Origin of the sequence: Pseudomonas sp. WPR_5_2, from assembly GCF_003634475.1 — a bacterium.
Taxonomy (GTDB): domain Bacteria; phylum Pseudomonadota; class Gammaproteobacteria; order Pseudomonadales; family Pseudomonadaceae; genus Aquipseudomonas; species Aquipseudomonas izuensis.
In genome coordinates this window covers 13,572-38,538 of sequence record NZ_RBLA01000009.1, presented here as the reverse complement: position 1 = coordinate 38,538, position 24,967 = coordinate 13,572, and the positions used below count along the sequence as shown (strand labels likewise).

The window sequence follows — 24,967 nt, the reverse complement described above, 5'->3', positions numbered from 1 at the left end:
CGGACGCACGTGCGGGTCTATAAATAGCTGGATGCGGGAGAGAGGCGTGCTCAAGAACCTGGGAATTAAAGGCCGCGTGCTGTTGCTGACCCTGTTGCCAACCAGCCTGATGGCATTGGTGCTGGGGGGCTATTTTACCTGGATGCAGCAATCCGACCTGCAAGCCCAACTCATGCAGCGCGGCGAGATGATCGCCGAGCAACTGGCGCCGCTGGTGGCACCGGCCATGGGGCACAGAAACACCGAGTTGCTGGAGCGGATTGCCACCGAATCCCTGGAACAACCGGACGTGCGTGCCGTGACCTTCCTCGCGCCTGACCGCACGCCGCTGGCCCATGCCGGTCCCATCATGCTCAATCAGGCTCCCATGGGCGAAGGTTCGCAGATGTTGCGCCGCAGTGGCAGTGATGCGACCCGTTATTTGCTGCCCGTGTTCGGCAAACACCGCAACCTGGCCGGTGACGTGATTCCCGATGAAGCCGACCGCCTGCTGGGCTGGGTCGAACTCGAACTGTCCCACAACGGCATGCTGCTGCGCGGCTACCGCAGCCTGTTTGCCAGCCTGATGATGATCGCTGCGGGCCTTGGGGGAGCGGCGCTGTTGGCATTGCGCATGGGGCGCACGATCAATCGACCCTTGAGCCAGATCAAGCAAGCCGTGGCCCAGCTCAAGGACGGTCATCTGGAAACCCGCCTGCCGCCCCTCGGCAGCCAGGAGCTGGATGAGCTGGCGTCCGGCATCAACCGCATGGCCGGCACCCTGCAGAACGCCCGGGAAGAATTGCAGCACAGCATCGACCAGGCCACCGAAGACGTGCGCCAGAACCTGGAAACCATCGAGATCCAGAACATCGAGCTCGATCTGGCGCGCAAGGAAGCCCTGGAGGCGAGCCGGATCAAGTCCGAGTTCCTCGCCAACATGAGCCATGAAATCCGCACGCCGCTCAACGGCATTCTCGGTTTTACCCACCTGCTGCAAAAAAGCGAGCTGACACCGCGCCAGCTCGACTACCTGGGCACCATCGAAAAATCCGCCGACAGCCTGTTGGGGATCATCAACGAAATCCTCGACTTCTCGAAAATCGAGGCCGGCAAACTGGTGCTCGACCATATTCCGTTCAACCTGCGCGACCTGCTGCAGGACACGCTGACCATCCTCGCCCCCGCCGCCCACGCCAAGCAGTTGGAGCTGGTGAGCCTGGTTTACCGCGACACGCCGCTGTCGCTGGTGGGCGATCCGCTGCGCCTCAAACAGATTCTCACCAACCTGGTCAGCAACGCGATCAAGTTCACCCGCGAAGGCACCATCGTTGCCCGCGCCATGCTGGAAGATGAAAACGAAGACAGTGTGCAACTGCGCATCAGCATTCAGGACACCGGCATCGGCTTGTCGAACCAGGACGTGCGGGCGTTGTTCCAGGCGTTCAGCCAGGCCGACAACTCGCTGTCCCGACAGCCCGGTGGCACGGGCCTGGGGCTGGTGATTTCCAAGCGGTTGATCGAACAAATGGGCGGCGAAATCGGCGTCGACAGTACGCCTGGCGAAGGTTCGGAATTCTGGATCAGCCTGAGCCTGCCGAAAACCCGCGACGACGCCGAAGACTTGCCCGGCCCGCCGTTGTCCGGTCGCCGCGTGGCGGTGCTGGAAAATCACGAGCTGGCCCGCCAGGCGCTACAGCATCAACTGGAAGATTGCGGTCTGGCCGTCACCCCGTTCACTAACCTGGAAAGCCTGACCAACGGCGTGACCGTCGCGCATCAGACTGACCAGGCAATCGACCTGGCGGTACTGGGCGTCACCAGCAACGACATGCCGCCGGAGCGCCTCAACCAGTACATCTGGGACCTCGAACACCTGGGTTGCAAAGTATTGGTGCTGTGCCCGACCACGGAACAGACGCTGTTCCACCTCTCGGTGCCCAACCCTCACAGTCAGCTCCAGGCCAAACCGGCCTGCACCCGCAAGCTGCGGCGGGCGCTTTCCGATCTGGTCAATCCGCGCCAGACCCGCAGCGAACCCGGTGAACCGGTCTCCAGCCGCGCACCGAAAGTGCTGTGCGTCGACGACAACCCGGCCAACCTGCTGCTGGTGCAGACCCTGCTCGAAGACATGGGGGCCAAAGTGCTGGCAGTGGAAAGCGGATACGCCGCCGTCAGGGCCGTTCAGGTCGAGACGTTCGATCTGGTGCTGATGGACGTGCAGATGCCCGGCATGGACGGACGCCAGAGCACCGAGGCAATCCGCCAGTGGGAAAGCGAGCGGCATTGCACACCCTTGCCGATCGTCGCCCTCACCGCCCACGCCATGGCCAACGAGAAACGTGCGCTGCTGCAAAGCGGCATGGACGACTACCTGACCAAACCGATCAGCGAGCGGCAACTGGCACAAGTGGTGTTGAAGTGGAGTGGCCTGGCGCTGCGCAACCAGAGCCCGGAACGCTCCGGCGACAGCCACGGCGGCGCCTATGAGCTGCAGGTGCTGGATCACGAAGAAGGTTTGCGCCTGGCCGCCGGCAAGGCCGATCTGGCTGCGGACATGCTCGCCATGCTGCTGGCATCGCTGGAAGCAGACCGCGAAGCCATCCGCCAGGCGCAGGAAAGCCACGACCACAATGCCCTGATCGAACGGGTTCACCGCCTGCATGGCGCCACCCGTTATTGCGGCGTACCGCAACTGCGCGCGGCCTGCCAGCGCAGCGAAACCCTGCTCAAGCAAAAGGACCCGAAGGCCTTTGGCGCCCTCGAAGAACTCGACCGCGCGATCAACCGACTGGCCGCCCAGGCGCGTATCAATGCCTGACGCAGCGCAATTGGACTGTGAATCCTGAACGCTAAACTAATCGCACCCCTTGTAGGAGCTGGCTTGCCAGCGAAGGCAACCTTGAGAACAACGCAAAATTTGAGGCCGCCTTCGCTGGCAAGCCAGCTCCTACAGGATCGGGGTAGGCAGCAAAACGTGAGTTTTCCAGGAGGACAGCATGCGCACGATTCTTTTCAGCAGCCAGACCTACGACCGCGACAGTTTCCTCGCCGCCGACCTGCCGGCCGGTATCGAATTGCACTTTCAAGCAGCGCGACTGAGCCTCGATACGGCGGCGCTGGCCGAACATCACGAGGTGGTCTGCGCCTTCATCAATGACGACCTCGGCGCCCCGGTGCTCGAACGCCTGGCTGCCGGCGGCACACGCCTGATCGCCCTGCGCTCGGCCGGTTACAACCATGTCGACCTGGCAGCGGCGAAACGCCTGGGAATGGCGATTGTGCGCGTACCGGCCTATTCGCCCCATGCCGTGGCCGAGCACGCGGTGGCGCTGATCCTGGCGCTGAACCGCCGTTTGCACCGCGCCTACAACCGTACCCGCGAAGGCGATTTCAGCCTGCACGGGCTGACCGGTTTCGACTTGGCAGGCAAGACCGTCGGCGTGGTCGGCACCGGGCAGATCGGCGCAACCTTTGCCAGGATCATGCACGGGTTCGGCTGCCAACTGCTGGCCTACGACCCATACCCCAACCCACAGGTCGAAGCCTTGGGGGCCCGCTACCTGGGCTTGCCGCAACTGCTGGCCGAATCGCAGATCATCAGCCTGCATTGCCCGCTCAACGAACAGAGCAAGCATTTGATCAATCGCGAATCGCTGGCGCACATGCAACCGGGTGCGATGCTGATCAATACCGGCCGCGGCGGCCTGGTGGACACGCCTGCGCTGATCGACGCATTGAAGGAGGGCCGGCTGGGTTATCTGGGGCTGGACGTCTACGAAGAGGAGGCGCAGCTGTTCTTCGAGGACCGTTCCGACTTGCCTTTGCAAGACGATGTACTGGCGCGGCTACTGACCTTCCCCAACGTGATCGTCACCGCGCACCAGGCTTTCCTGACCCGCGAAGCCCTGGGCGCGATAGCCGCGACCACCTTGGACAATATCGCGGCCTGGAGGGCGGGCAAGCCCGAGAATCGTGTCGAGGGCGACTGAACCTGATCGAAGGTCATCTGCCCGCGCCATGCTGCGCGTATGCCCGTGCTAGCATATCGCGCATATTTGGAGGACCCATGGTCGAACACGATTTCCGCTACAGCCTGATGAACCCGCAACACACCCTCACCGAATGCCGCGCCCTGGTGCCGGGGCGTTATCAAGTCACCGGCAACGGCGGCTCGATTCGCAACAATGACGTGCTGGTCGTGACCCTCAAAGGTGCCAAGGACTTGTCCATGCGCCTGACCGTCGAAACGGTTCGCCACTTGATCAATCCGCCCGGCCAATGGGTCGCGGTGGCCAGTGGTCCGGTGTTCGGCGAACTGGCGATCCATACCTGGCAAGTGAATTGCGACAGCTGCGCCAAGGAGTTGAGCTTCGAGTTCGCGGTCGACGCCAAACTGGGCAACAAGGCTGAAAAACCTGCTGCCACTGCGCGGATTGCCGAATTGGGCTGGAAGTCCGTTGGCGAGAAACACCTTTGCCCGAAATGCCAGGAGCCTGCGTGATGAAACGCCTCGCTCTGGCCGGTATGGTCGGTGCAAGCCTGCTGGGTTGCGCCGCCGAGCCTGTGCAATTGCAACAAAACCGCAGCTACATCCTGGAGTGGATCGGCGAACGGCCATTGATGGATTACAGCCACCTGACCATCACCCTCGGTGAAGATGGTCGCGCCTACGGCAACGGCGGCTGCAACCACTGGTTTGCGCCCTACACCCTGGAAGGCAATAAACTGAGCTTCGGCAAGATCGGCAGCACGCGCAAACTCTGCGCGCCGGCGCTGATGGAGCAGGAAAAGCGGTTCCTTCAGGCCCTGGAAAACGTGCAGCGCTGGGACGTCTCCTCGATCGAGCAGATGCGCTTCTGGCCTGCCGAAGGCAAGCCGCTGCGCTGGTGGCTGGAAGAGGGTTGATCCCCGATTCATGTGGGAGCACAGCTTGCTGGCGATGGCGTCCCTGAGATCGCTATCGCGGGCAAGCCTTGCTCCCACAGACTCTCAATTCTTGGCCTGCAACGCCTCCAGCTTCGCCATCACCCCCGCCGCCGTCTGCTCGCCCACCAACTGTTCCCGCACCTTGCCCTTGTTATCGATGATGTAGGTCACCGGCAATGCCTCACTGCGGGGCAGTTCGAACAACTCGGCAGGGTCCTGCGCCAGCACGGTGAATTGGATGCCGAGTTTCTCGCTGGCGCTTTTCAGCTCTTCGCCCTGCACATTGTCGAAGTTGACCCCGAACACACCGATCTTCTTGTCCTTGAGCTGACCGGCCAGGGTGTTCAATTCCGGGATCTCGGTGCGGCACGGGCCGCACCATTCGGCCCAGTAGTTGAGCACCAGCCATTGTTTGTCCAGGCGCTCGGAGGCGACCTTCTGCCCGTTCTGATCGATCCCGTAGTCGTTACCGCAGCCCCCCAGCATCAACGCCCCGATGATCGCCAATGCCGCTGCCAGTCGCCTTGTCATGTCGTGATCCTTGTCGAAAAAAGAATACTGCCGCGACCCATTGCCACCCAAGGTTCTGGATTACGCGTTGCACAGTTAGAATAGCCGCCACCTCACACAAGATGCGACCCGCTCATGACCGATCTGACGCTTTATCACAATCCGCGCTGCTCGAAATCCCGCGGTGCGCTCGAACTGCTGGAAAACCGTGGCCTGACCCCGACCGTGGTGCGCTATCTGGAAACCCCGCTGGACGCCGCGCAAATCCAGCGCCTGCTGACCAAACTGGGCATCAGCGCCCGGCAACTGCTGCGCACCGGCGAGGACGAGTACAAGACCCTCAACCTGGCCGACAGAAGCCTGAGCGAGGCGCAATTGATCGCCGCCCTCGCCGCCCACCCAAAACTCATGGAGCGACCGATTCTCGAGGTCGGCGACAAAGCCGTCATCGGCCGGCCGCCGGAGCAGATCCTGGAGCTGCTGCCGTGAGTGCGCCATATATTCTGGTGCTGTATTACAGCCGCAGCGGCTCGACCAACGAAATGGCCCGGCAGATTGCCCGTGGCGTCGAACAGGCCGGCCTTGAAGCGCGCCTGCGCACGGTGCCGGCGATTTCCACCGAATGCGAAGCCGTGGCCCCGGACATTCCGGACGAGGGCGCGCTCTACGCCAGCCTCGACGACCTGAAAAACTGCGCTGGCCTGGCCCTGGGCAGTCCGACCCGATTCGGCAACATGGCGGCGCCCCTCAAGTACTTCCTCGACGGTACCAGCAACCTGTGGCTGACCGGCGCCCTGGTGGGCAAACCGGCCGGCGTGTTCACGTCCACCGCAAGCCTGCACGGCGGCCAGGAAACCACCTTGCTGTCGATGATGTTGCCGTTGCTGCACCACGGCATGCTGATCACCGGCCTGCCCTACAGCGAGTCAGCGCTCCTGGAAACCCAGGGCGGTGGCACGCCATACGGCGCCAGCCACCACGCCGGGGCTGATGGTAAAAGCGGTCTGGACGGGCACGAAGTGGCGCTGTGTCGCGCACTCGGCATGCGCCTGGCCAAGACGGCACAGAAGCTGGAGGGCTGAGGGTGGCCAAGAAGCCGAAAATCCTGCCCGCCATCGAATGGCTCGAACCCCGTGTTCGGGCCATGCGTGTCATCAGTCTGTTGTGTTTTTTCGGTCTGGTGGGGTTGCTGTGTATCTACTACCTGCTGGTAGCCGACCTGCACGGCGCCCGGCCCTGGGTGATTTTGCTGATCGAGCTGGTGCCGCTGCTGCTGTTGGCGCCCGGCATGGTGGTCGGTAGCCCGCGCGGGCATTCATGGATGTGTTTTGTGGTGAACCTGTATTTCATCAAGGGCGCCCTGGCCGCGTACGACCCGAACCGGCAGATGTTCGGTTTGCTGGAAATGGGCGCGAGCCTGGCGGTGTTCTGCTCGGCCTTGCTGTATGTGCGCTGGCGGTATCAGTTGAATCGCAAGTTGGCTGGCGAGGGCGAGATTTCCGTCGCCTGATAGACCGCTTTCGCGAGCAGGCTCGCTCCCACAGGGGATTTGTGAACGGCACAGATCCAATGTGGGAGCGAGCCTGCTCGCGAATGAGGCGACTCGGATTCAATGATTCACTGTGTAAGCCAGCATCATCGAGATCTGGCTCATCGGCCGTCCGCCGCTTTCTTCATGCCACCGGTTGAACACCTGCTGCACCAGCGCCAGGTCGCGCAGGCTGCTCGGCACCTTGTCGATGATGCCCTGTGCATTCAACGCTGCCACCACGTCATAGCTCGGCACGAACGTGTCCTTGCCGACCATCCGCAGAAAACGCGGCGCCGACAGACCGCCCAATTGATGGCCGCGTTTCTTCAGGAACGTCCACAACCCGACGATATCAGTCACCGGCCAATCGGCGATCATCGCGCCGAAGCTGCCCTTTTCATGGGCCACGTCCAGTACGAACTGCGCATTGCGCGGCACGCTCTTGAGCTTGCCCAGGTGGCGGATGATCCGCGCGTCCTGCATCAGGCGCTCCAGGTGTTCGGCGCTCATCAGCACGACTTTTTCCGGGTCGAACCTGAAGAACACTTCTTCGAAGGCCGGCCACTTGGCATCCACCAGGCTGTGCTTGAGGCCCGCGCGAAACACACGCAGCGCCATGGTCGACAGGTAACGATCGTCAGTGATGTCGCGCAACTGTGCCGGGGTCTTGGGAACGGGCAGATGGGCGTCCAGTTCGGCGGCCGAACCGAAACGGTTCAAGCAGTATTCGTTCAGCCACTTGTAGTCGCGCATGCCCTCTCCCGGGAAATAGAAGTAAAAACGGTGGGAGCGAGCCTGCTCGCGAAAGCGGTGTGTCATTCAACATTGATGTCGACTGACCGGACGCCTTCGCGAGCAGGCTCGCTCCCACAGTGATGGTGCTTAAAGGTTTACGACGTTGACGAAGCGCGAAGCCGCTGTCTCGTCGATCTTGAGGCTGGTGAAGTCGAACAGGTTGCGATCCGCCAGTTGCGACGGGATCACGTTCTGCAGGCTGCGGAAGATGCTTTCGGTACGGCCCGGGGTCTTGCGTTCCCAGTCCTGCAGCATTTCCTTGACCACCTGGCGTTGCAGGTTTTCCTGGGAACCACAGAGATTGCACGGGATAATCGGGAATTGCTTGAGATCCGAATAAGCCTGGATGTCCTTTTCGCTGCAGTACGCCAGCGGGCGGATCACCACATTGCGACCATCGTCGGCCCGCAGTTTCGGTGGCATGGCCTTGAGCGAACCGTTAAAGAACATGTTCAAAAAGAAGGTCTCGACAATGTCGTCGCGATGATGCCCCAGGGCCATCTTGGTCGCGCCGATTTCATCGGCAAAGGTGTAGAGCGTGCCACGACGCAGGCGCGAGCAGAGCGAGCAAGTGGTCTTGCCCTCAGGAACAAGCTCCTTGACCACCGAGTAGGTGTCTTTCTCGACAATGTGGTACTCGATGCCCAGCTCCTTGAGATAGGCCGGCAAGACATGCTCGGGGAACCCCGGCTGCTTCTGGTCCATGTTCACGGCCACGATATCGAACTTGATCGGTGCGACCTTCTGCAGATGCATCAGCACATCGAGCATGGTGTAGCTGTCCTTGCCGCCGGACAGGCAGACCATGACCTTGTCGCCGTCTTCAATCATGTTGAAATCGGCGACAGCCTCACCGGCCTGGCGGCGAAGGCGCTTTTGCAGTTTGTTCTGGTTGACCGTAAGAGTGCCCATGACGCGAAATCCGTGAGGTGTGACGAAAGGCGGGCATTTTACGCAAAAACCCCGCCAGGGCGAAGTGCCCCCTATCCCCCTGTGGGAGCGAGCCTGCTCGCGATTGCGGTGCGTCAGCCAATAAAGATGTCGACTGACATATCGCATTCGCGAGCAGGCTCGCTCCCACAAAGAACCGCTGACAGTCCCAGCAGCGATTAACAACAAGGTTTACAGCGCAATTTGCTCTAAGCCCCTTCACCTTGTAAGGGAAACTCCTTCCTATACTGCGTCATAAGGTCGCATTCAAATCCAGACCTATTACTTACTTGGCCGCATTGGCCCGTAGGCGCTCCACTGGGGGGCGACGGTAAAAACAAGAGGAGTGACTGGCATGATCCATCACGTAGTGGGGCTCTTCACCCACCCTGACCAGGAATGGAAAGAAATCCGTGGCGACCAGGAGGAAAGCATCAGCCACATGTACCTGACCCACACGCTGATTCTGGCGGCAATCCCGGCAATATCGGCGTTTATCGGCACCACGCAAGTCGGTTGGGTCATCGGCAGTCGGGCGCCAGTGATGTTGACGATGGAAAGTGCACTATGGATGTCGATCATGTCGTACGTGGCGATGCTTGGCGGCGTTGCGGTAATGGGTGCGTTCATCCACTGGATGGCCCGCACCTATGACGCCAACCCGAGCCTGGCCCGCTGCGTTGCATTTGCAACCTATACCGCGACACCGCTGTTCATCGGAGGTCTGGCGGCACTGTATCCACACTTGTGGCTGGGGATGATCATCGGCACCGCAGCGATCTGCTACACGGTCTACCTGCTGTATGTCGGGCTACCGACGTTCATGAACATACCAACTGACGAGGGCTTCCTGTTTTCCAGTTCTGTACTCGCCGTAGGCCTTGTGGTGCTGGTGGCCATCATGGCGTTCACCGTAATTGTCTGGGGACTCGGCGTGGGGCCGGTCTACACCAATTAATATCACGTCACCTAAAACTAGATCTGCCAACACAGGCCGCCGCAAGGCGGCCTTTTAATGCTTGAACAACTGGAACGGCTACGACCATTCGGCGCTTGAGCGATTCGCAAGGCCTGGGGGTTGCGGCATACTCGACGTCTCTGGAGATCCATCAAGCATGCCCGAGCAACTCAATTCCCGCGTCGAAGACTGTTTCCAACAAGCCGAATCCTTTTTCAAACGACCTTTCAAACGCCCCGTGGTGAGCCTCAAGCTGCGCGGACAAAAAGCCGGCGTCGCGCATTTGCACGAGAACCTGCTGCGCTTCAACCCGCAGTTGTACCGGGAAAACACCGAAGATTTCCTCAAGCAGACCGTGGCCCACGAAGTCGCGCACCTGATCGCCCATCAATTGTTTGGCGACCGCATCCAGCCCCATGGCGAAGAATGGCAATTGATCATGCGTGGTGTGTATGAACTCCCCCCCAATCGTTGCCACACCTACGACGTCAAACGCCGCAGCGTGACCCGCTACATCTACAAATGCCCGTGCGCCGACAGCGATTTCCCGTTTTCGGCACAGCGCCATAGCCTGGTGAGACAGGGGCGGCGCTATTTGTGCCGGCGCTGCCGCAGTACGTTGGTGTTCAGTGGGGAAATGCGGGTCGAGTAGTTGGGTGACTGCGCTGGCCTCATCGCGGGCAAGCCTTGCTCCCACAGGTTTCATTGTCGTTCACAAATTTTGTGATCAAAGCTGATCCCTGTGGGAGCAAGGCTTGCCCGCGATGAGGCCGGTATAGGCGCTAGAGAATCACCCTGGCACGCCGCAACTCATCAATCCGCTCAACGCTGAACCCCAACTCCCCCAACACCTGATCCGTGTGTTCCCCCAACGCCGCACCAATATGCCTGGGCTCCGGCAATCCATCCGAAAACTTCAACGGACAAGCCATCTGCGCCTGAGTCGAACCATCGCCCCGCGGCACTGCAGTCACCAGCTCCCGCGCCCGCAATTGCGGATGCCGCACCGCTTCGCGCAGGCTCAATACCGGCTCGACACAGGCGTCCAGCTCGGCAAACAACGCACACAGCTCGGTAAAGTCATGTTTTTCAAACTCGACCTTCAACGCATCCTTGAGCTTCTTCTGCTGCGCCGGCTGCGGCGACAGGCCCAGGCTCGCCAGCTCCTCGAGCCCCAACGCCACACACAACTGCTTCATGAAGTCCGGCTCCAGGCTGCCCACCGATAACCAGCGCCCGTCCCGCGAGCGGTAGTAATCGTAGAAGCTGCCGCCATTGAGCATCTGGTCTTCCCGCCCCGGCTCGACGCCACAGGCCAGGTACCCGGCACCGGCCATGGCGTTCAGGCTGAATGCGCAGTCGGTCATGCTCACATCCAGATGTTGCCCCTGCCCGGTGTGCTGCCGGGCGATCACTGCCGCCAACAGACCGACCACGCCGTGCAGCGAACCACCGGCGATATCCGCCACCTGCGCGCCCAAGGGCAGCGGTCCGCTGTCGGCGCGGCCGGTGTAGTTCGCCAGCCCGGCCAGCGCCAGATAATTAATGTCGTGGCCGGCGCGATCCTTGTAGGGGCCGGTCTGGCCATAACCGGTGATCGACACATAGATGAGCTTCGGATTGATCGCCTTCAAGGCTTCATAGCCCAGCCCCAGGCGCTCCATGACACCGGGACGAAACTGCTCCAGCACGATGTCGTAGTCCTTGAGCAATTGCTTGATGACGTCCAGCGCCTCAGGCTGCTTGAGGTCCAGGGCCAGGCTGCGTTTATTGCGATTGAGGTAGGCGTGGCTGGCCGATACCCCGTGATCGTGGGGTGGCAGCACGCGCAACAGGTCCATGCGGGTCGGCGATTCGATGCGCAGCACCTCGGCGCCCATATCCGCCAACAACAACGAGGCGAAGGGGCCCGGCAGCAGGGTCGAGAAATCCAGTACCTTGAGTGAAGCCAGTGGACCGAGCATGAATATTCTCCTTATATGATGCCCCTCAGACTAGGCAGCCGAACGTGACGGAGCAATCACCTTATGCGCCAGTGACGCTGACAGTTGCGCTCAAGTCGCAGGCAATAAAAAACCCGCCGAAGCGGGTTTTTCATTACAACAAGACTTACTTGGCGTTAGTCGGGGTCGCCCCTTTGACATGGCCCAGAACATCGTCTTTAGGCTCGTCAGCAATGCCGCGACCGCCGGAAGCCAGTTCAGCGTGCATCACGTCGGTGTCCAGTTCCTTGACCCACTTGGCCACCACCAGGGTGGCAACGGCATTACCGATCAGGTTGGTCAGGGCACGGGCTTCGGACATGAAGCGGTCGATGCCGAGGATCAGCGCCAGGCCGGCAACCGGGAGATGACCCACCGCGGACAGGGTGGCCGCCAGTACGATGAACCCGCTACCGGTCACGCCCGCAGCCCCCTTGGAGGACAGCAGCAACACCACCAGCAGGGTGATCTGATGCGTGATGTCCATGTGGGCGTCAGTGGCCTGGGCAATGAACACGGCCGCCATGGTCAAGTAGATCGCCGTGCCGTCGAGGTTGAACGAGTAACCGGTCGGGATCACCAGACCCACGACGGATTTCTGCGCGCCCAGACGCTCCATCTTGATCAGCATGCGTGGCAACACCGATTCCGAGGAGGAGGTGCCCAGCACGATCAGCAGTTCTTCACGGATATAGCGGATCACTTTCAGCACGCTGAAACCGTGCGCGCGGGCAATACCGCCGAGCACGATCAGGATGAACAGTACGCAAGTGATGTAGAAGCAGGCCATCAGTTGGCCCAGCTGCACCAGCGAGCCGACACCGTAGGCACCGATGGTGAACGCCATGGCACCGAACGCACCGATTGGCGCGAGCTTCATGATCATGTTGATGATGTTGAACATCACGTGGGCGAAGCGATCGATGAAGTCCAGCAGCGGCTTGCCATAGGCACCCAGGCGATGCAGGGCGAAACCGAAGATCACCGAGAACATCAGCACTTGCAGGATGTCGCCCGTGGCGAACGCACCGACAATGGTGGCCGGGATGATATTCATCAGGAAGCCGATAACGCTCTGGTCAGCGCCTTGTGCCACGTAGGTCGCCACTTTCGAGGCATCCAGGGTGCTCACATCGATGTGCATGCCAGCGCCCGGCTGCACGATGTTGACCACGACCAGGCCCACCAGCAACGCAATGGTCGATACGATTTCGAAGTACAGCAGCGCGTAACCGCCAGTCTTGCCAACCGACTTCATGTCCTGCATGCCCGCGATACCGCTGACGACGGTGCAGAAGATGATCGGCGCGATGATCATTTTGATCAGCTTGATGAACCCGTCACCCAGCGGCTTAACGGCCACACCGAGCTGTGGATAGTAGTGACCGAGCAAAATACCGATGACAATTGCAACGATCACCTGGAAATACAGGGATTTGTACAGTGGCTGACGAGTCGTCATTGCAAAGTTCCTCAAGAGTGCGCGGGGACAACATCCATCCGTTGCCCACGACACCTCATTTGCGAACCCTCCTGCACCGGAGGGATTTGTTTTTTCGAGCTGCGCGACGGCAGGCATCTGCCGGTTGTATCGCAAAGCCCGTGCCACCTTCCGTGAATCCTCCTACAAGCCTTTTGATATCAGGCATTGCAGGTTCTTCTTGACTGGCTAGCGGTTGCGCCGCAGTGGCGGATTTCCGCCCATTGACCAAATCGGGTCGTACAATCTGGCGGATATCCGCCTTGTTCATCCGTTGCAACCGCAGCTACCATCCATCGCTCAATGGACGGATTTGCCTGCTATGCGCGAACGCACCATCGCCAGTCATTTCGCCCGTGCGGTCCTGCGCGGCGCGCAACGGCACGGCTACGACTATTCGGACCTGTTGCAGCAATTGGGGATCAACCCCGAGTTGCTCGAAGAGCCGCGGGCGCGTATTGGTCCGGAGCCATTCACCCGACTGATACAGGCTCTGTGGCTGGCACTGGACAACGAATACCTCGGGTTTGGGAAAGCGCCGAGCAAACCCGGGAGCTTCGCGATGATGTGCCATGCCGTGATTCATTGCCGCAATCTGGAGAAGGCACTCAACCGCGGCTTATTGTTTTATAGCCTATTCCCTGACGCCCCGCGCCTGACCCTGACGCGCGAAGACGAAATGATTCGCCTGAGCCTGGATGATTCGCAGCTCTGGGATCCGGACCATTTTCTCACCGAATACCTACTGGTGGTCTGGCACCGGTTCGGCAGTTGGCTGATCGGTCAGCGCATTCGCCTGGAGCAGGCGACGTTCAGTTACCCGCGACCGGAACACGGAGCCGAGTACGATTTGCTGTTCTCTTGTGCACTGAGCTTTTCAACCGCAAAGAGCGCGGCACAAAAGAGCAGCGGGGCCCAAAGCAGCCTGCTGTTCCACAGTCGTTACTTGAACATGCCGTTGCTACAGGACGAACGTACCCTCAAGCATTTCCTTGAACGCTCGCCTGCCGACCTGCTGGCGCGCCCGGATGATGGCCATAGCCTGACCAGCCAGTTGCGGCGCTTGCTCAGCCGCGACAGTGCTCGCTGGCCGGACCTCGACGCCGTGGCCACGCACCTGCACATCAGCCCGCAGACGCTACGTCGGCATTTGCGCGAGGAAGGCACCAGCTTTCAAGAGTTGAAGGACCAGTTGCGCCGCGACATTGCGATCTATCACCTGAGCCGCAACGATCTGCCCTTGCAGCAGATCGCCGAACAGCTGGGGTTTTCCGAGCCTTCGGCGTTTCATCGGGCGTTCAAGAAGTGGACGGGGCTGACGCCTGGGGCTTACCGGGCGCAGGAAAGTTGAGATTTGCGGTGGATTGAATGGCCTCTTCGTGAGCAAGCCCGCTCCTACAGGGGATGTTCAGTGCGTCATAGATCCATTGTGGGAGCGAGCCTGCTCGCGATGGCGCCCGCAAGAGCAACACTAAACCACCGGAAACTGAATCCTGAACGCCGCCCCGCCCATGGGTGAATCCCCCAGCGTCAGTTTGGCGCTGTAGCTTTCAATGATGTCCTTGACCACCGCCAGGCCAATGCCCTGCCCCGGATGCTGTCGATCCAGGCGTTCACCGCGTTGCAGGATTCGTGCGCGCTGATCGGGCGGCACGCCGGGACCGTCGTCCTCAACGCACAATTCGATACCACCCAGGGTCTGCCGCACGCTGATGCGCACTTCACCCAGGCACAGGCGATAGGCGTTCTCCAGCAAGTTGCCCATCATCTCCAGCAAGGCCCCCCGCTCGATCGGCACGTAGCACTCTGGCGGCAGGTCCAGGGTCACCCGCACGCGCTTGTCGCGGTAGACCTTGTCCAGCGTGTCGCAGAGACTTTGCAGCACCGGACGCAGTTGAACCTGATGCCGCACCAGACCGCTTTTACGCAGGCTGGCGCGCTGCAATTGATAGCTGATCTGCTGGCTCATGCGCTCGATCTGGGTTTGCAGCACCCGGGCCTGATCGCGATTTTGGGGGCGTTGCGCCATGTCCTCGCTGACGCCTTGCAGCACCGCCAGCGGTGTTTTCAGGCTGTGCGCCAGATCGTCGAGGGAATCGCGGTAACGGCTGCGCTGTTCGCGCTCGCTGTGCAGCAAGCGGTTCAGGGAACCCGTCAGGCGCAAGAGTTCGCGGGGATGTTGTTCGCTGAGGCTTTCGCGGGCGCCACTTTCGATTTCGTCCAGTTCCTGGCTGAGCCGGCGCAATGCCTGCAAGCCCCAGGTCAGGCCGATCCACAGCAACGCCAGCAGCACCAGCAAGGCCGCGCCGAAGCCCAGGTAGAGGTTTTCCCGCAGGCCTTCGAGGGTCAGCTCGTATTCGCGTACCGGTTGCAGCGCGACAATGCTGAACGCCGCGCTCTTGCCCCCCAGCAACTTGACCTCGACGTCATAGACGAAGAACTCCTGGCCATTGGCTTCTCTGATCCTGGCGAACTCATTGCCGCGCCCGTCATAGCGCGGTTTGTAATTGAGCATCTCTTCCTGAGTGGCCCTGGAGCGCCAGACCAGGTGACCTTCGCGGTCGTAGATATAACCGAGCAAACGGCTGTCGGTCAGGTTGAAGCGCTCGTCGGGCAATTGCGCCGGCATCTGCAAGCGGTTGTTCTCCACCCGTGCGGCGGAGATCAGTGTCGTCACGTCGGAGGCCAGGCGTTGTTCAATGGAGTCTTGCAGCGCCAGGCTGAACGCACCTTGCATCGCCGGCAGCAGCGCCAGCATGAACAACACCGCCAGCAGTGTGGCGGCGAGCATCAAGCGGACACGAAGGGAACGAATCAAGTGCAGCGCTCATTGAACAGGTAGCCGAGGCCGCGAACGGTATCGATCGGCTTGAACCCGACCGGCCCTTCCAGTTTGCGGCGCAGACGGCCGACCAGCACTTCGATCACATTCGGATCGCGCTCGTCGTCATCCGGGTACAACTGTTCCATCAGGCGGTCCTTGGCCACTACTTGCTGGTGATGGCGCATCAGGTACTCGAGGATGCGGTACTCGTAGGCCGTCAGCGCCAGCGGCTGATCGTCCAGGGATGCCTGCTTGCGATTGAGGTCGAGCACCAATGGCCCGGCGACGATGGTCGACTGGGTGAAACCGCTGGAGCGGCGCAACAAGGCATTGAGCCGGGCGTCGAGTTCTTCGAACTGGAACGGCTTGACCACATAGTCGTCGGCGCCAGCCGCCAGGCCTTCGACCTTGTCCTGCCAATTGCCGCGCGCCGTGAGGATCAGGATCGGAAAGGTCTTGCCCCGCGAGCGCAACTGGCGGATCAGATCGAGGCCGCTCATGCCCGGCAGGCCGAGATCGATCACCGCCAGGTCATGGTTGAATTGCTCGGTCTGATACAAGGCCTCCTCGGCATTGGCCACGGACTCGACCACATGCCCGCTTTCCGTCAGGCGGGTTTGCAGGTGATGGCGCAACAGCGCTTCATCTTCGACGACCAGCAATTTCATAACGTTCTCCTGCTGATCAACAGCTCCAGAGGCACAACCTTCAATAAAGGCACGTGTTGCGATGGCTGATATCACGACGGCTTGCTGATAGTCGTCAAATCGTAGCGGCCCATGAGGTCCTCCTGACGAAGTTTAATGCCATTGTGCGAGACCGACACGTTGTCATACGTGGCGTAGTCACTATTCTGTCTGCCTTGCCGGGCCAGATGCACGCTCCAGGCACTGTCATTGCCGACCACACCGCCCACGCTCGAATAATTCAGGACACCGGACTTTTTGACCTTGTCGCTGGTCTGTCCAGAAGTAAGCCTGGTGAAATTATCGTCGGTCGCATGGGCGGCAGCACTGACGCCCAGGACGGTGAACGCCAGAAGCAGGTTTTTCAAGCCAGTCATAGGGAGTTTCCTCATGCGCTGTTCGCTTTTTGGTAGCGGCAAGGTTACTGATCCCGCCCTGAACTCCCCCTGAACGCAATCTGAACCTAAGCTGAATCAACCCGATCCGGGTGCTTCGATGAGAGTGTCCCGATAATTTTCGACAGGAGATTAACCATGCGCATGTTCCTCGCTGTCCTCTTGCTGGCCTTTAGCGGGCTCAGCCACGCCGCCATCAAGACCCAGGAAATCCCCTACCAGAGCGCCGACGGCACGAAACTGATCGGCTATTACGCCTATGACGACGCGATCAAGGGCCCGCGCCCCGGCGTCGTTGTGGTGCATGAATGGTGGGGGCTCAACGATTACACCAAACGCCGCGCCCGCGACCTCGCCGGCCTCGGCTACAGCGCCCTGGCCATCGACATGTATGGCGACGGCAAAAACACCGAACACCCCAAGGACGCCATGGCGTTCATGCAGGCGGCGACGAAAGACAGCGCGGCGTCCAGTGCGCGCTTTCAGGCCGGGCTCGACTTGCTGAAGAAACAAGCGCAAACCGACCCGAATAAAGTGGCTGCCATCGGCTACTGCTTCGGTGGCGGCGTGGTACTCAATGCTGCGCGTCAGGGTATGCCGCTGGCCGGCGTGGTGAGTTTCCACGGCGCATTGGCGACTAAAACGCCGGCGACACCCGGTAGCGTGAAAGCGAAAGTCCTGGTCGAACACGGCGCGCTGGACAGCATGGTGACGCCCGATAACGTGGCTGCCTTCAAAGCCGAGATGGACAAGGCTGGCGCCGACTACAAGTTCGTCAGCCTCGACGGCGCCAAGCACGGCTTCAGCAATCCTGACGCCGATCGCCTGAGTCATGGCGATCACGGCGGGCCGGACATTGGTTACAACAAGGCGGCGGATGAAAAGTCGTGGGCGGATATGCAGGCGTTTTTCAAGAAGATATTTGGGTAATCAGGTAGACCGCGGTGCGGCTTTCGCGAGCAGGCTCGCTCCCACATTGGATTTGTGTCTCACCGTCGATCCTGTGGGAGCGAGCCTGCTCGCGAATGGCCGCACCGCCGATCTGAACCTTTGCACTACCCAGTTTCAGGGCAACCCGGCAAAATGCCCGACATGAATCCAGTCCCCGCCCTGCCCGCCTGCTGCACGCCCCTCGATGCCCACTGGCCGCTGCCGTTTGTGCTGCCGGATGCGGTGCTGTTGAGCACCCACTTCAATCCTTCGCAACTGCTCAGCGATGATTTCCAGCGCAGCGCCATCGACGTGCCGGCGAGTATCCAGCGCTCCGTCGCGAAACGGCAGGCGGAGTTTCTCGCCGGACGGATCTGCGCGCGGGCCGCCTTGCAACAACTGGAAGGCCTGAGCGTCAGCCCGGCCATCGGCGAAGACCGGGCACCGGTCTGGCCGGCGCATATCACCGGCTCCATTACCCACAGTACCGGCCGGGCCGCGGCAATTGTCGCCAGGAAAAACCATTGGCGCGGCTTGGGCATGGACCTGGAAAACCTGCTCAATGCCGAACGCGCCGAACGCCTGGCCGCGGAAATTCTCACCCCGCCCGAGCTCCATCGCATGGCCGCCGGGCATCGCGATCAACTGGCGTTGCTGGTGACCCTGACCTTTTCGGTAAAGGAGAGCCTGTTCAAGGCGCTCTATCCGATCGTCCAGCAGCGTTTCTACTTTGAACACGCCGAGGTGCTGGAGTGGACCGAGGCGGGTGAAGTGCGGTTGCGGCTGTTGACGGACCTGTCGAGTGAATGGCGCAACGGCACCGAGCTGGATGCGCAGTTTGGGGTCAAGGATGGGCAGTTGTTGAGTCTGGTCAGCATCAGGGCCTGAAGTGTTTCGGCGCCTGTCGGGCCGCCATCGCGAGCAAGCTTTGCTCCCACAGGTTTAGTTTGACCGGCACAAAACCTGTGGGAGCAAAGCTTGCTCGCGATGGGGCCCGAACAGACAACAAATAACTCAGCGCTTCTCCTGATTCCTCGGCCAACTCAAACTGAAACAGGCACCGCCCAGGCTTTTGCTCTTGCCGATCAATGCCCGCCCGTCATGCCAATGAATGATGCGCCGCACAATCGACAGGCCCAAGCCATGCCCGCCTGATGCACGGGTCCGGCTGTCATCGAGGCGCAGGAACGGGGTGAAGATTTTCTCCCAGGCCAATTCCGGCACGCCCGGCCCATCATCCTCGACATCCACCCGACAACGTTGCTGCCCCACCTGATAACTGATGGTTACCCGTGATTGCGCATGACGCATGGCATTGCTGACAAGGTTCTGCAGTGCCCGATGCAAATAGCGCGGCTCGGCCTCGACCCAGGCATCGTCGCAGTCGGCGGCCGACAGGCACAAGCCACGCTGAACCGTGACATCGGCACGCAACGGCGCCAGCTCCCCAATCACCTGATTGACCAGGGCATCCAGGTCGACGCGTTGAAAATTCAGTGCTGGCGAGCCTTGCTCCAGCCGCGCATAGGTCAACATCTCGTCCACCAGACGGTCGAGGTCCTCGATGTCGTGATCCATGCCCTCGCAATATTTTTCCAGGGCTTGCGGCGTGGTCGCCGAACCAATCATTTCCAGGCCAAAACGCAAGCGCGCTACCGGCGTGCGCAGTTCGTGGGACACGGCGCGCACCAGTTCCCGCTGGATTGCCAGCAGTTGCTGCAAGTGCTCTGCCATGCCGTTGAACGCCGACGCCAGCCGCCCCACCGAGTCCGCGCCGCGCGCCGGTACGCGGGTTTCCAGGCTGCCCTTGGCGATGCGCGTGGCGGCGGCTTCCAGTCCACGCAAGCGACGCTCCAGTTGCCGCACCAGCAGGTAGACGATCAAGCCGATCAGGGTCAGGCCCAGCGCCGCGATCAGCACCAACCACTCCGGCGGATAAGGATTCATCTGATACAAGGGCCCGATTTCCAGCACCCACGGCGTGCCGACCATGCCGGCGAACACCCGGACCGAATCGCCGCCCTTGCCCAGCGCCATCACCGTGTCGCCTTCGGATACCCGGCGGCTCTGGTCCTCATCCATGTCGGCATCTTCCACCGTGACCAGCCGCAAGTCGAAACCAAAGCCCTTGTCCTGCTTCAATTGCGCCAGGCGCACCGGTTGCTCGCCCACCGGGTAGCGCACCAATTCATCGGTCAACAGGTAAATCGTCGCCCGGGCCAATTGCTCACTGATCTGCTGGACCTCACCGGTGAGCACCAGCTGTTCCTTGTCACTGACCAGGCGGTAAACCTTTGCCGCATGCGGGCCGGTCTGCTCCACCAACGCCTGGCCATGCAGCACGCGGGTACGCTGCGTGAGATCGAGGTCGGTCTGGTTGAAGGTTTTCAGCGCCAGCGGAATCCCCAGCAGCCGCTCCCACACCACTAGCGCCCGGTGGCGCTCGGTTTCGTTCATCGGTTGCAGGTTGTCGGCCATCAGCGAAAACGTGCCATGGGCCAGGCGTTCGCGATATTGCTCGCCGCGCACCTGGTTGAGCATGTGCAGCGCCAGCACACCGAGCACTGCCACCAGAATCAACGCGGCGCACATGCCGCCATAGATGCGCAGGAAGATCGAGTTCACAGGGACGAATCTACGCAGGCCTCGGGAACGAACAGGTAACCTTTGCTGCGGACAGTCTTGATCAGGCGCGGATGCTCCGGGTCATCGCCGATTTTCGGCCGGATACGCGAGATGCGCACGTCGATGGAGCGGTCCTGTCCGTCATAGCCGATACCGCGCAGCGCGGTGAAGATTTCTTCCCGGGAGAGAATGCGGCCGGCGTTGGCCACCAACAACCAGAGCAAATCGAACTCGGCGCTGGTCAGCTCGATGCCGTTGTCATTCAGCCAGGCCTCACGCAACGCGTTGTCCACCACCAATGGGCCGAATTGCAGCCGGCGCTGTTTTTCCGGGACGACCTCGGGTGTTTCACTGCGTCGCAACAACGCCTGGATGCGCGCCAGCAGCAAGCGCGGACGCACCGGTTTGCATACGTAATCGTCTGCGCCAAGGTCCAGGCCGAGGATCTGGTCGGTGTCGTCGGTACGCGCGGTGAGCATCAGGATCGGGCCGTCATAGCGGTCGCGAACCTTGCGACAAATACTCAGGCCATCTTCGCCAGGGAGCATCAGGTCAAGGATCACCAGGTCCGGCTGCTCCTTGATGATGCGCGCCGCCGCCAGGGCGCCATTCCCCTCGATCGACACACGCAGGCCATTGGCTTCCAGGTAATCGCGAGTCAGTTCGGCCAGACGCTGGTCGTCCTCGACAATCAATACCTGCCAGGCTTCTTGCTCCACGGGTGACCTCTACTTGCCAATTTCTCTAATAAGGAAGGATCCACCCTCTTTTTGTAATGATGGGGGTGGATAAATTGCCTGCATGCTGGCCGATTGTATAAACGTCGCCCGCACAGAACACAAGCTGGTAAATGCGTTCGGACAAGACGTTTTTTTGTGATAGGGTTCGCGCCCTTAAAAATCCGAATGGCTGTTTTCAGTCGCTGAAAATGAGTGAAAAACAGTCCGCTCCAGCTACTTCGCGGCCTACACGCCCGCGCCATCTTTCACACACAATTTACGCACAGGTTTATCCACAGGTAGTACGTTGCAACACCCTCCAAAACGCATTATCTTGTAGCTCGGCGCTAAAAAAACCCTACATGTAGGGTTTTAGCTTAAAAGCCCAACCACATTTCAGACCCTGAACTCAAGCGCTTTATTGCCTGTTCAGGGTTGAACCAAGCACGATTTTACAAGCCCAAACCGCAGCTGCGGATGGCACCGTTTATTTCAGGCCCGAATGGCCGGAACGGTACGGGTGTTGCAGTCATAACTGGCACCCCTGAAAGGAATCCGGCATCGAGCTCAGGCTCGCTGCCAAAGACTTCGGCAAGGAAGCGGCATCATTAGCCTTTTTCCTACTGTCCCGAAGTTGTTATACCCGACGCCACGTCGGTTGTAGTGCTTCAGGACAGAACGGTGGGCATCGTCAAGGTGCCCAAACAAACATAGAGAATGTGGAGACAACCCCCCATGCAAACCGACACAACTCGCGAGAACCCGCAGGGCACCTTGCCGCAGGCCGCTGATTCGAATTCGGATCTGTCCGCCACTGCGCCTGGCCAACTGCGCGTGATCAAGCGTAACGGCACTGTCGTTCCTTACACCGATGACAAGATCACCGTCGCCATCACCAAAGCGTTCCTCGCAGTTGAGGGCGGTACCGCTGCCGCTTCGTCGCGAATCCACGACACCGTTGCCCGCCTGACCGAACAGGTCACTGCCACCTTCAAGCGTCGCATGCCATCGGGCGGCACCATCCACATCGAAGAAATCCAGGACCAGGTCGAACTGGCCCTGATGCGCGCCGGCGAGCAGAAAGTCGCTCGCGACTACGTGATCTACCGTGACTCCCGCGCCAAAGAGCGCGCTTCGCACGCTCCAGCCGAGGAAGCGGTCAACGCTCACCCGTCCATCCGTATCACCCGCGCCGACGGCAGCCTTGCGCCACTGGACATGGGCCGCCTGAACACCATCGTCACCGAAGCGTGCGAAGGCCTGGAAGAAGTCGACGGCGACCTGATCCAGCGCGAAACCCTGAAAAACCTGTACGACGGCGTGGCCCTGAACGACGTCAACACCGCTCTGGTGATGACTGCCCGTACCCTGGTTGAACGCGAGCCGAACTACTCGTTCGTCACCGCTCGCCTGCTGATGGACACCCTGCGTGCCGAAGGCCTGGGCTTCCTCGGTGTGGCCGAGAGCGCCACTCACCACGAAATGGCCGACCTGTACGCCAAGGCCCTGCCTGCCTATGTCGCCAAGGGTATCGAATACGAATTGCTGAACCCGGTTCTGGCCGAATTCGACCTGGAGAAACTGGGTAAGGCGATCAATCACGAGCGCGACCAGCAGTTCACCTACCTGGGCCTGCAAACCCTGTACGACCGTTACTTCATCCACAAGGATGGCGTGCGTTTCGAACTGCCGCAGATCTTCTTCATGCGCGTGGCCATGGGCCTGGCAATCGAAGAGAAAGACCGCGAAGCCCGCGCCATCGAGTTCTACAACCTGCTGTCGTCCTTCGACTACATGGCATCGACGCCGACCCTGTTCAACGCCGGTACCCTGCGTCCACAGCTGTCGAGCTGCTACCTGACCACCGTGCCGGATGACCTGTCGGGCATCTACCACGCGATCCACGACAACGCCATGCTGTCGAAATTCGCCGGTGGCCTGGGCAACGACTGGACGCCGGTTCGTGCGCTGGGTTCGTACATCAAGGGCACCAACGGCAAATCCCAGGGCGTCGTGCCGTTCCTGAAAGTTGTGAACGACACCGCCGTCGCCGTTAACCAGGGTGGCAAGCGCAAGGGCGCTGTCTGTGCCTACCTGGAAACCTGGCACATGGACATCGAAGAGTTCATCGAGCTGCGCAAGAACACCGGTGATGATCGTCGTCGTACCCACGACATGAACACCGCCAACTGGATCCCTGACCTGTTCATGAAGCGTGTCTTCGATGACGGCAAGTGGACCCTGTTCTCGCCATCGGAAGTACCGGACCTGCACGACCTGACCGGCAAGGCCTTCGAAGAGCGCTACGAGTACTACGAAGCCCTGACCGAGTACCCGGGCAAGGTCAAGCTGTTCAAGACCATCCAGGCCAAAGACCTGTGGCGCAAGATGCTGTCCATGCTGTTCGAAACCGGCCACCCATGGCTGACCTTCAAGGACCCGTGCAACCTGCGCAGCCCGCAGCAGCACGTCGGCGTGGTCCACAGCTCGAACCTGTGCACCGAGATCACCTTGAACACCAACAAGGACGAGATCGCCGTTTGCAACCTGGGCTCGATCAACCTGCCGAACCACATCGTGGGCGGCAAGCTCGACACCGCCAAGCTGCAACGCACCGTGAACACCGCCGTGCGCATGCTCGATAACGTGATCGACATCAACTACTACTCGGTGCCGCAAGCGAAGAACTCCAACTTCAAGCACCGTCCGGTCGGTCTGGGCATCATGGGCTTCCAGGACGCGCTGTACCTGCAACACATCCCTTACGGTTCCGACGCTGCCGTCGAGTTCGCCGACAAGTCGATGGAAGCGGTCAGCTACTACGCGATCCAGGCTTCCTGCGACCTGGCCGATGAGCGCGGCGCGTACGAGACCTTCCAGGGTTCGCTGTGGTCCAAGGGCATCCTGCCACTGGACTCGCAACAGATCCTGATCGAAGCCCGTGGCCAGAAGTACATCGACGTTGACCTGAACGAAACCCTGGACTGGGCACCTGTGCGCGCCCGTGTGCAGAAAGGTATCCGTAACTCCAACATCATGGCCATCGCACCGACCGCGACCATCGCCAACATCACCGGCGTTTCGCAGTCGATCGAACCGACCTACCAGAACCTGTATGTGAAATCGAACCTGTCGGGCGAATTCACCGTGATCAACCCGTACCTGGTTCGCGACCTCAAGGCTCGCGGTCTGTGGGATTCGGTCATGATCAACGACCTGAAGTACTACGACGGTTCCGTGCAACAGATCGAGCGCATCCCGCAAGAACTCAAAGAGCTCTACGCGACCGCCTTCGAAGTGGACACCAAGTGGATCGTTGACGCGGCAAGCCGTCGTCAGAAGTGGATCGACCAGGCTCAGTCGCTGAACCTGTACATCGCCGGCGCTTCGGGCAAGAAGCTGGACGTGACCTACCGCATGGCCTGGTACCGTGGTCTGAAAACCACTTACTACCTCCGTGCCCTGGCCGCAACCAGCACCGAGAAGTCGACCATCAACACCGGCAAGCTGAACGCTGTTTCCAGCGGCGGCAACCACGGTGACGATTCGGTCCTGGCAGCACCTGCCGGTCCTGCTCCAGTGCCGAAGGCTTGCGCCATCGACGAGCCGGATTGCGAAGCTTGCCAATAAGCTGAGCCGGTAGGCGCTCAAAGGCGCTTACCTGAAACCCCCGATTAGTCCTCTGGATTGGTCG

Annotated in this window: 22 protein-coding genes and 1 pseudogene; 13 read left to right on the top strand and 10 right to left on the bottom strand. The window is 60.6% G+C overall.

Features of this window, described 5'->3' with window-relative positions:
• Positions 1-46 precede the first annotated feature (46 nt).
• From BJ917_RS27035 to BJ917_RS27020, 4 genes are all read left to right on the top strand, one after another.
• Positions 47-2,800, top strand: a complete 2,754-nt coding sequence (locus BJ917_RS27035; protein ID WP_096509491.1) for a response regulator — start codon at positions 47-49, stop codon at positions 2,798-2,800.
• Between the two features lie 178 nt (positions 2,801-2,978).
• Positions 2,979-3,971 carry a 2-hydroxyacid dehydrogenase gene (locus BJ917_RS27030; protein WP_096509490.1) on the top strand — a complete coding sequence of 331 codons (993 nt, stop codon included), beginning with the start codon at positions 2,979-2,981 and terminating at the stop codon, positions 3,969-3,971.
• 77 nt (positions 3,972-4,048) lie between these two features.
• Positions 4,049-4,483, top strand: coding sequence for a hypothetical protein (locus BJ917_RS27025; protein ID WP_084321985.1), 435 nt, complete (start codon positions 4,049-4,051; stop codon positions 4,481-4,483).
• Positions 4,483-4,887 (top strand): META domain-containing protein, encoded by a 405-nt coding sequence (locus tag BJ917_RS27020; RefSeq protein ID WP_121105496.1) that lies wholly within the window; start codon positions 4,483-4,485, stop codon positions 4,885-4,887. Before BJ917_RS27025 ends, BJ917_RS27020 begins: the two co-directional genes overlap by 1 nt.
• An 84-nt stretch (positions 4,888-4,971) precedes the next feature.
• Here BJ917_RS27020 and BJ917_RS27015 read toward each other — a convergent pair whose 3' ends face one another.
• The gene (locus BJ917_RS27015; protein WP_096509488.1) at positions 4,972-5,439 is read right to left on the bottom strand and encodes a TlpA disulfide reductase family protein; all 468 of its coding nucleotides are present in this window, start codon (positions 5,437-5,439) and stop codon (positions 4,972-4,974) included.
• A 114-nt stretch (positions 5,440-5,553) separates the two neighbouring features.
• Between BJ917_RS27015 and arsC the strand changes: the two genes are divergently transcribed.
• Genes arsC through BJ917_RS27000 form a run of 3 tightly spaced genes read left to right on the top strand, consistent with a single transcriptional unit; the run spans position 5,554 to position 6,928 of the window.
• Entirely contained in the window at positions 5,554-5,907 is a 354-nt protein-coding gene (gene arsC, locus BJ917_RS27010; RefSeq protein WP_121105494.1) for an arsenate reductase (glutaredoxin), read from the top strand.
• Positions 5,904-6,500: an NAD(P)H:quinone oxidoreductase gene (gene wrbA, locus BJ917_RS27005; RefSeq protein ID WP_007937544.1), complete on the top strand. Its 597-nt coding sequence runs from the start codon at positions 5,904-5,906 to the stop codon at positions 6,498-6,500. Before arsC ends, wrbA begins: the two co-directional genes overlap by 4 nt.
• 2 nt (positions 6,501-6,502) lie before the next feature.
• Positions 6,503-6,928 (top strand): DUF2069 domain-containing protein, encoded by a 426-nt coding sequence (locus tag BJ917_RS27000; protein WP_096509485.1) that lies wholly within the window; start codon positions 6,503-6,505, stop codon positions 6,926-6,928.
• A gap of 99 nt (positions 6,929-7,027) precedes the next feature.
• Here BJ917_RS27000 and BJ917_RS26995 read toward each other — a convergent pair whose 3' ends face one another.
• Both BJ917_RS26995 and ttcA read right to left on the bottom strand, forming a co-directional pair.
• Positions 7,028-7,702, bottom strand: coding sequence for a DNA-3-methyladenine glycosylase I (locus BJ917_RS26995; RefSeq protein WP_096509484.1), 675 nt, complete (start codon positions 7,700-7,702; stop codon positions 7,028-7,030).
• A 129-nt stretch (positions 7,703-7,831) separates the two neighbouring features.
• On the bottom strand, positions 7,832-8,656 hold the full coding sequence (gene ttcA / locus BJ917_RS26985) for a tRNA 2-thiocytidine(32) synthetase TtcA (RefSeq protein WP_096509482.1): 825 nt from the start codon (positions 8,654-8,656) through the stop codon (positions 7,832-7,834).
• A gap of 373 nt (positions 8,657-9,029) precedes the next feature.
• Between ttcA and BJ917_RS26975 the strand changes: the two genes are divergently transcribed.
• Both BJ917_RS26975 and BJ917_RS26970 read left to right on the top strand, forming a co-directional pair.
• On the top strand, positions 9,030-9,632 hold the full coding sequence (locus tag BJ917_RS26975; protein WP_096509481.1) for a Yip1 family protein: 603 nt from the start codon (positions 9,030-9,032) through the stop codon (positions 9,630-9,632).
• Positions 9,633-9,789: 157 nt separating this feature from the next.
• A complete protein-coding gene (locus tag BJ917_RS26970) occupies positions 9,790-10,284 on the top strand; it encodes a SprT family zinc-dependent metalloprotease (RefSeq protein WP_096509480.1) in 495 nt (164 codons plus the stop codon).
• 130 nt (positions 10,285-10,414) lie between these two features.
• Here BJ917_RS26970 and BJ917_RS26965 read toward each other — a convergent pair whose 3' ends face one another.
• On the bottom strand, positions 10,415-11,596 hold the full coding sequence (locus tag BJ917_RS26965; protein WP_121105490.1) for a CaiB/BaiF CoA-transferase family protein: 1,182 nt from the start codon (positions 11,594-11,596) through the stop codon (positions 10,415-10,417).
• 145 nt (positions 11,597-11,741) lie between these two features.
• Complete coding sequence (locus tag BJ917_RS26960) at positions 11,742-13,076, bottom strand: dicarboxylate/amino acid:cation symporter (RefSeq protein WP_096509478.1); 1,335 nt, start codon at positions 13,074-13,076, stop codon at positions 11,742-11,744.
• Positions 13,077-13,416: 340 nt separating this feature from the next.
• Here BJ917_RS26960 and BJ917_RS26955 point away from each other — a divergent pair, with 340 nt between their 5' ends.
• Positions 13,417-14,445 (top strand): AraC family transcriptional regulator, encoded by a 1,029-nt coding sequence (locus BJ917_RS26955; RefSeq protein WP_121105488.1) that lies wholly within the window; start codon positions 13,417-13,419, stop codon positions 14,443-14,445.
• 120 nt (positions 14,446-14,565) lie between these two features.
• Here the strand turns inward: BJ917_RS26955 and BJ917_RS26950 are convergent, their stop codons facing one another.
• The 3 genes and pseudogenes from BJ917_RS26950 to BJ917_RS26940 all read right to left on the bottom strand — a co-directional run.
• Positions 14,566-15,912 (bottom strand): ATP-binding protein, encoded by a 1,347-nt coding sequence (locus tag BJ917_RS26950; protein WP_121105486.1) that lies wholly within the window; start codon positions 15,910-15,912, stop codon positions 14,566-14,568.
• A complete protein-coding gene (locus tag BJ917_RS26945) occupies positions 15,909-16,586 on the bottom strand; it encodes a response regulator transcription factor (protein ID WP_096509475.1) in 678 nt (225 codons plus the stop codon). The genes BJ917_RS26950 and BJ917_RS26945 overlap by 4 nt, the downstream gene beginning before the upstream one ends.
• A 95-nt stretch (positions 16,587-16,681) precedes the next feature.
• Positions 16,682-16,981 (bottom strand): annotated as a pseudogene (locus BJ917_RS26940) (hypothetical protein); the annotation flags it as partial.
• 156 nt (positions 16,982-17,137) lie between these two features.
• Here BJ917_RS26940 and BJ917_RS26935 point away from each other — a divergent pair.
• On the top strand, positions 17,138-17,929 hold the full coding sequence (locus tag BJ917_RS26935) for a dienelactone hydrolase family protein (protein WP_121105482.1): 792 nt from the start codon (positions 17,138-17,140) through the stop codon (positions 17,927-17,929).
• Positions 17,930-18,091: 162 nt separating this feature from the next.
• On the top strand, positions 18,092-18,817 hold the full coding sequence (locus BJ917_RS26930) for a 4'-phosphopantetheinyl transferase (RefSeq protein ID WP_218570211.1): 726 nt from the start codon (positions 18,092-18,094) through the stop codon (positions 18,815-18,817).
• 126 nt (positions 18,818-18,943) lie between these two features.
• On the opposite strand, the gene BJ917_RS26925 is transcribed toward BJ917_RS26930, so the two are convergent.
• Positions 18,944-20,554: an ATP-binding protein gene (locus BJ917_RS26925; RefSeq protein ID WP_096509471.1), complete on the bottom strand. Its 1,611-nt coding sequence runs from the start codon at positions 20,552-20,554 to the stop codon at positions 18,944-18,946.
• On the bottom strand, positions 20,551-21,273 hold the full coding sequence (locus tag BJ917_RS26920; protein ID WP_096509470.1) for a response regulator: 723 nt from the start codon (positions 21,271-21,273) through the stop codon (positions 20,551-20,553). The genes BJ917_RS26925 and BJ917_RS26920 overlap by 4 nt, the downstream gene beginning before the upstream one ends.
• A gap of 735 nt (positions 21,274-22,008) precedes the next feature.
• Between BJ917_RS26920 and BJ917_RS26915 the strand changes: the two genes are divergently transcribed.
• A complete protein-coding gene (locus tag BJ917_RS26915) occupies positions 22,009-24,903 on the top strand; it encodes a ribonucleoside-diphosphate reductase subunit alpha (RefSeq protein ID WP_096509469.1) in 2,895 nt (964 codons plus the stop codon).
• Positions 24,904-24,967: the final 64 nt, after the last annotated feature.

Bases quoted from the DNA above. Each gene is read 5' to 3' on its own strand.
- BJ917_RS26970 (WP_096509480.1), top strand. From the start codon at position 9,790: ATGCCCGAGCAACTCAATTCCCGCGTCGAAGACTGTTTCCAACAAGCC.
- BJ917_RS26995 (WP_096509484.1), bottom strand. From the start codon at position 7,702: ATGCGCGACTACAAGTGGCTGAACGAATACTGCTTGAACCGTTTCGGT.
- BJ917_RS26930 (WP_218570211.1), top strand. From the start codon at position 18,092: ATGAATCCAGTCCCCGCCCTGCCCGCCTGCTGCACGCCCCTCGATGCC.
- arsC (WP_121105494.1), top strand. From the start codon at position 5,554: ATGACCGATCTGACGCTTTATCACAATCCGCGCTGCTCGAAATCCCGC.
- BJ917_RS27015 (WP_096509488.1), bottom strand. From the start codon at position 5,439: ATGACAAGGCGACTGGCAGCGGCATTGGCGATCATCGGGGCGTTGATG.
- BJ917_RS27025 (WP_084321985.1), top strand. From the start codon at position 4,049: ATGGTCGAACACGATTTCCGCTACAGCCTGATGAACCCGCAACACACC.
- BJ917_RS26915 (WP_096509469.1), top strand. From the start codon at position 22,009: ATGCAAACCGACACAACTCGCGAGAACCCGCAGGGCACCTTGCCGCAG.
- BJ917_RS26955 (WP_121105488.1), top strand. From the start codon at position 13,417: ATGCGCGAACGCACCATCGCCAGTCATTTCGCCCGTGCGGTCCTGCGC.
- BJ917_RS27030 (WP_096509490.1), top strand. From the start codon at position 2,979: ATGCGCACGATTCTTTTCAGCAGCCAGACCTACGACCGCGACAGTTTC.
- BJ917_RS26935 (WP_121105482.1), top strand. From the start codon at position 17,138: ATGCGCATGTTCCTCGCTGTCCTCTTGCTGGCCTTTAGCGGGCTCAGC.
- BJ917_RS26960 (WP_096509478.1), bottom strand. From the start codon at position 13,076: ATGACGACTCGTCAGCCACTGTACAAATCCCTGTATTTCCAGGTGATC.
- BJ917_RS26975 (WP_096509481.1), top strand. From the start codon at position 9,030: ATGATCCATCACGTAGTGGGGCTCTTCACCCACCCTGACCAGGAATGG.
- ttcA (WP_096509482.1), bottom strand. From the start codon at position 8,656: ATGGGCACTCTTACGGTCAACCAGAACAAACTGCAAAAGCGCCTTCGC.
- BJ917_RS26965 (WP_121105490.1), bottom strand. From the start codon at position 11,596: ATGCTCGGTCCACTGGCTTCACTCAAGGTACTGGATTTCTCGACCCTG.
- BJ917_RS26945 (WP_096509475.1), bottom strand. From the start codon at position 16,586: ATGAAATTGCTGGTCGTCGAAGATGAAGCGCTGTTGCGCCATCACCTG.
- BJ917_RS27020 (WP_121105496.1), top strand. From the start codon at position 4,483: ATGAAACGCCTCGCTCTGGCCGGTATGGTCGGTGCAAGCCTGCTGGGT.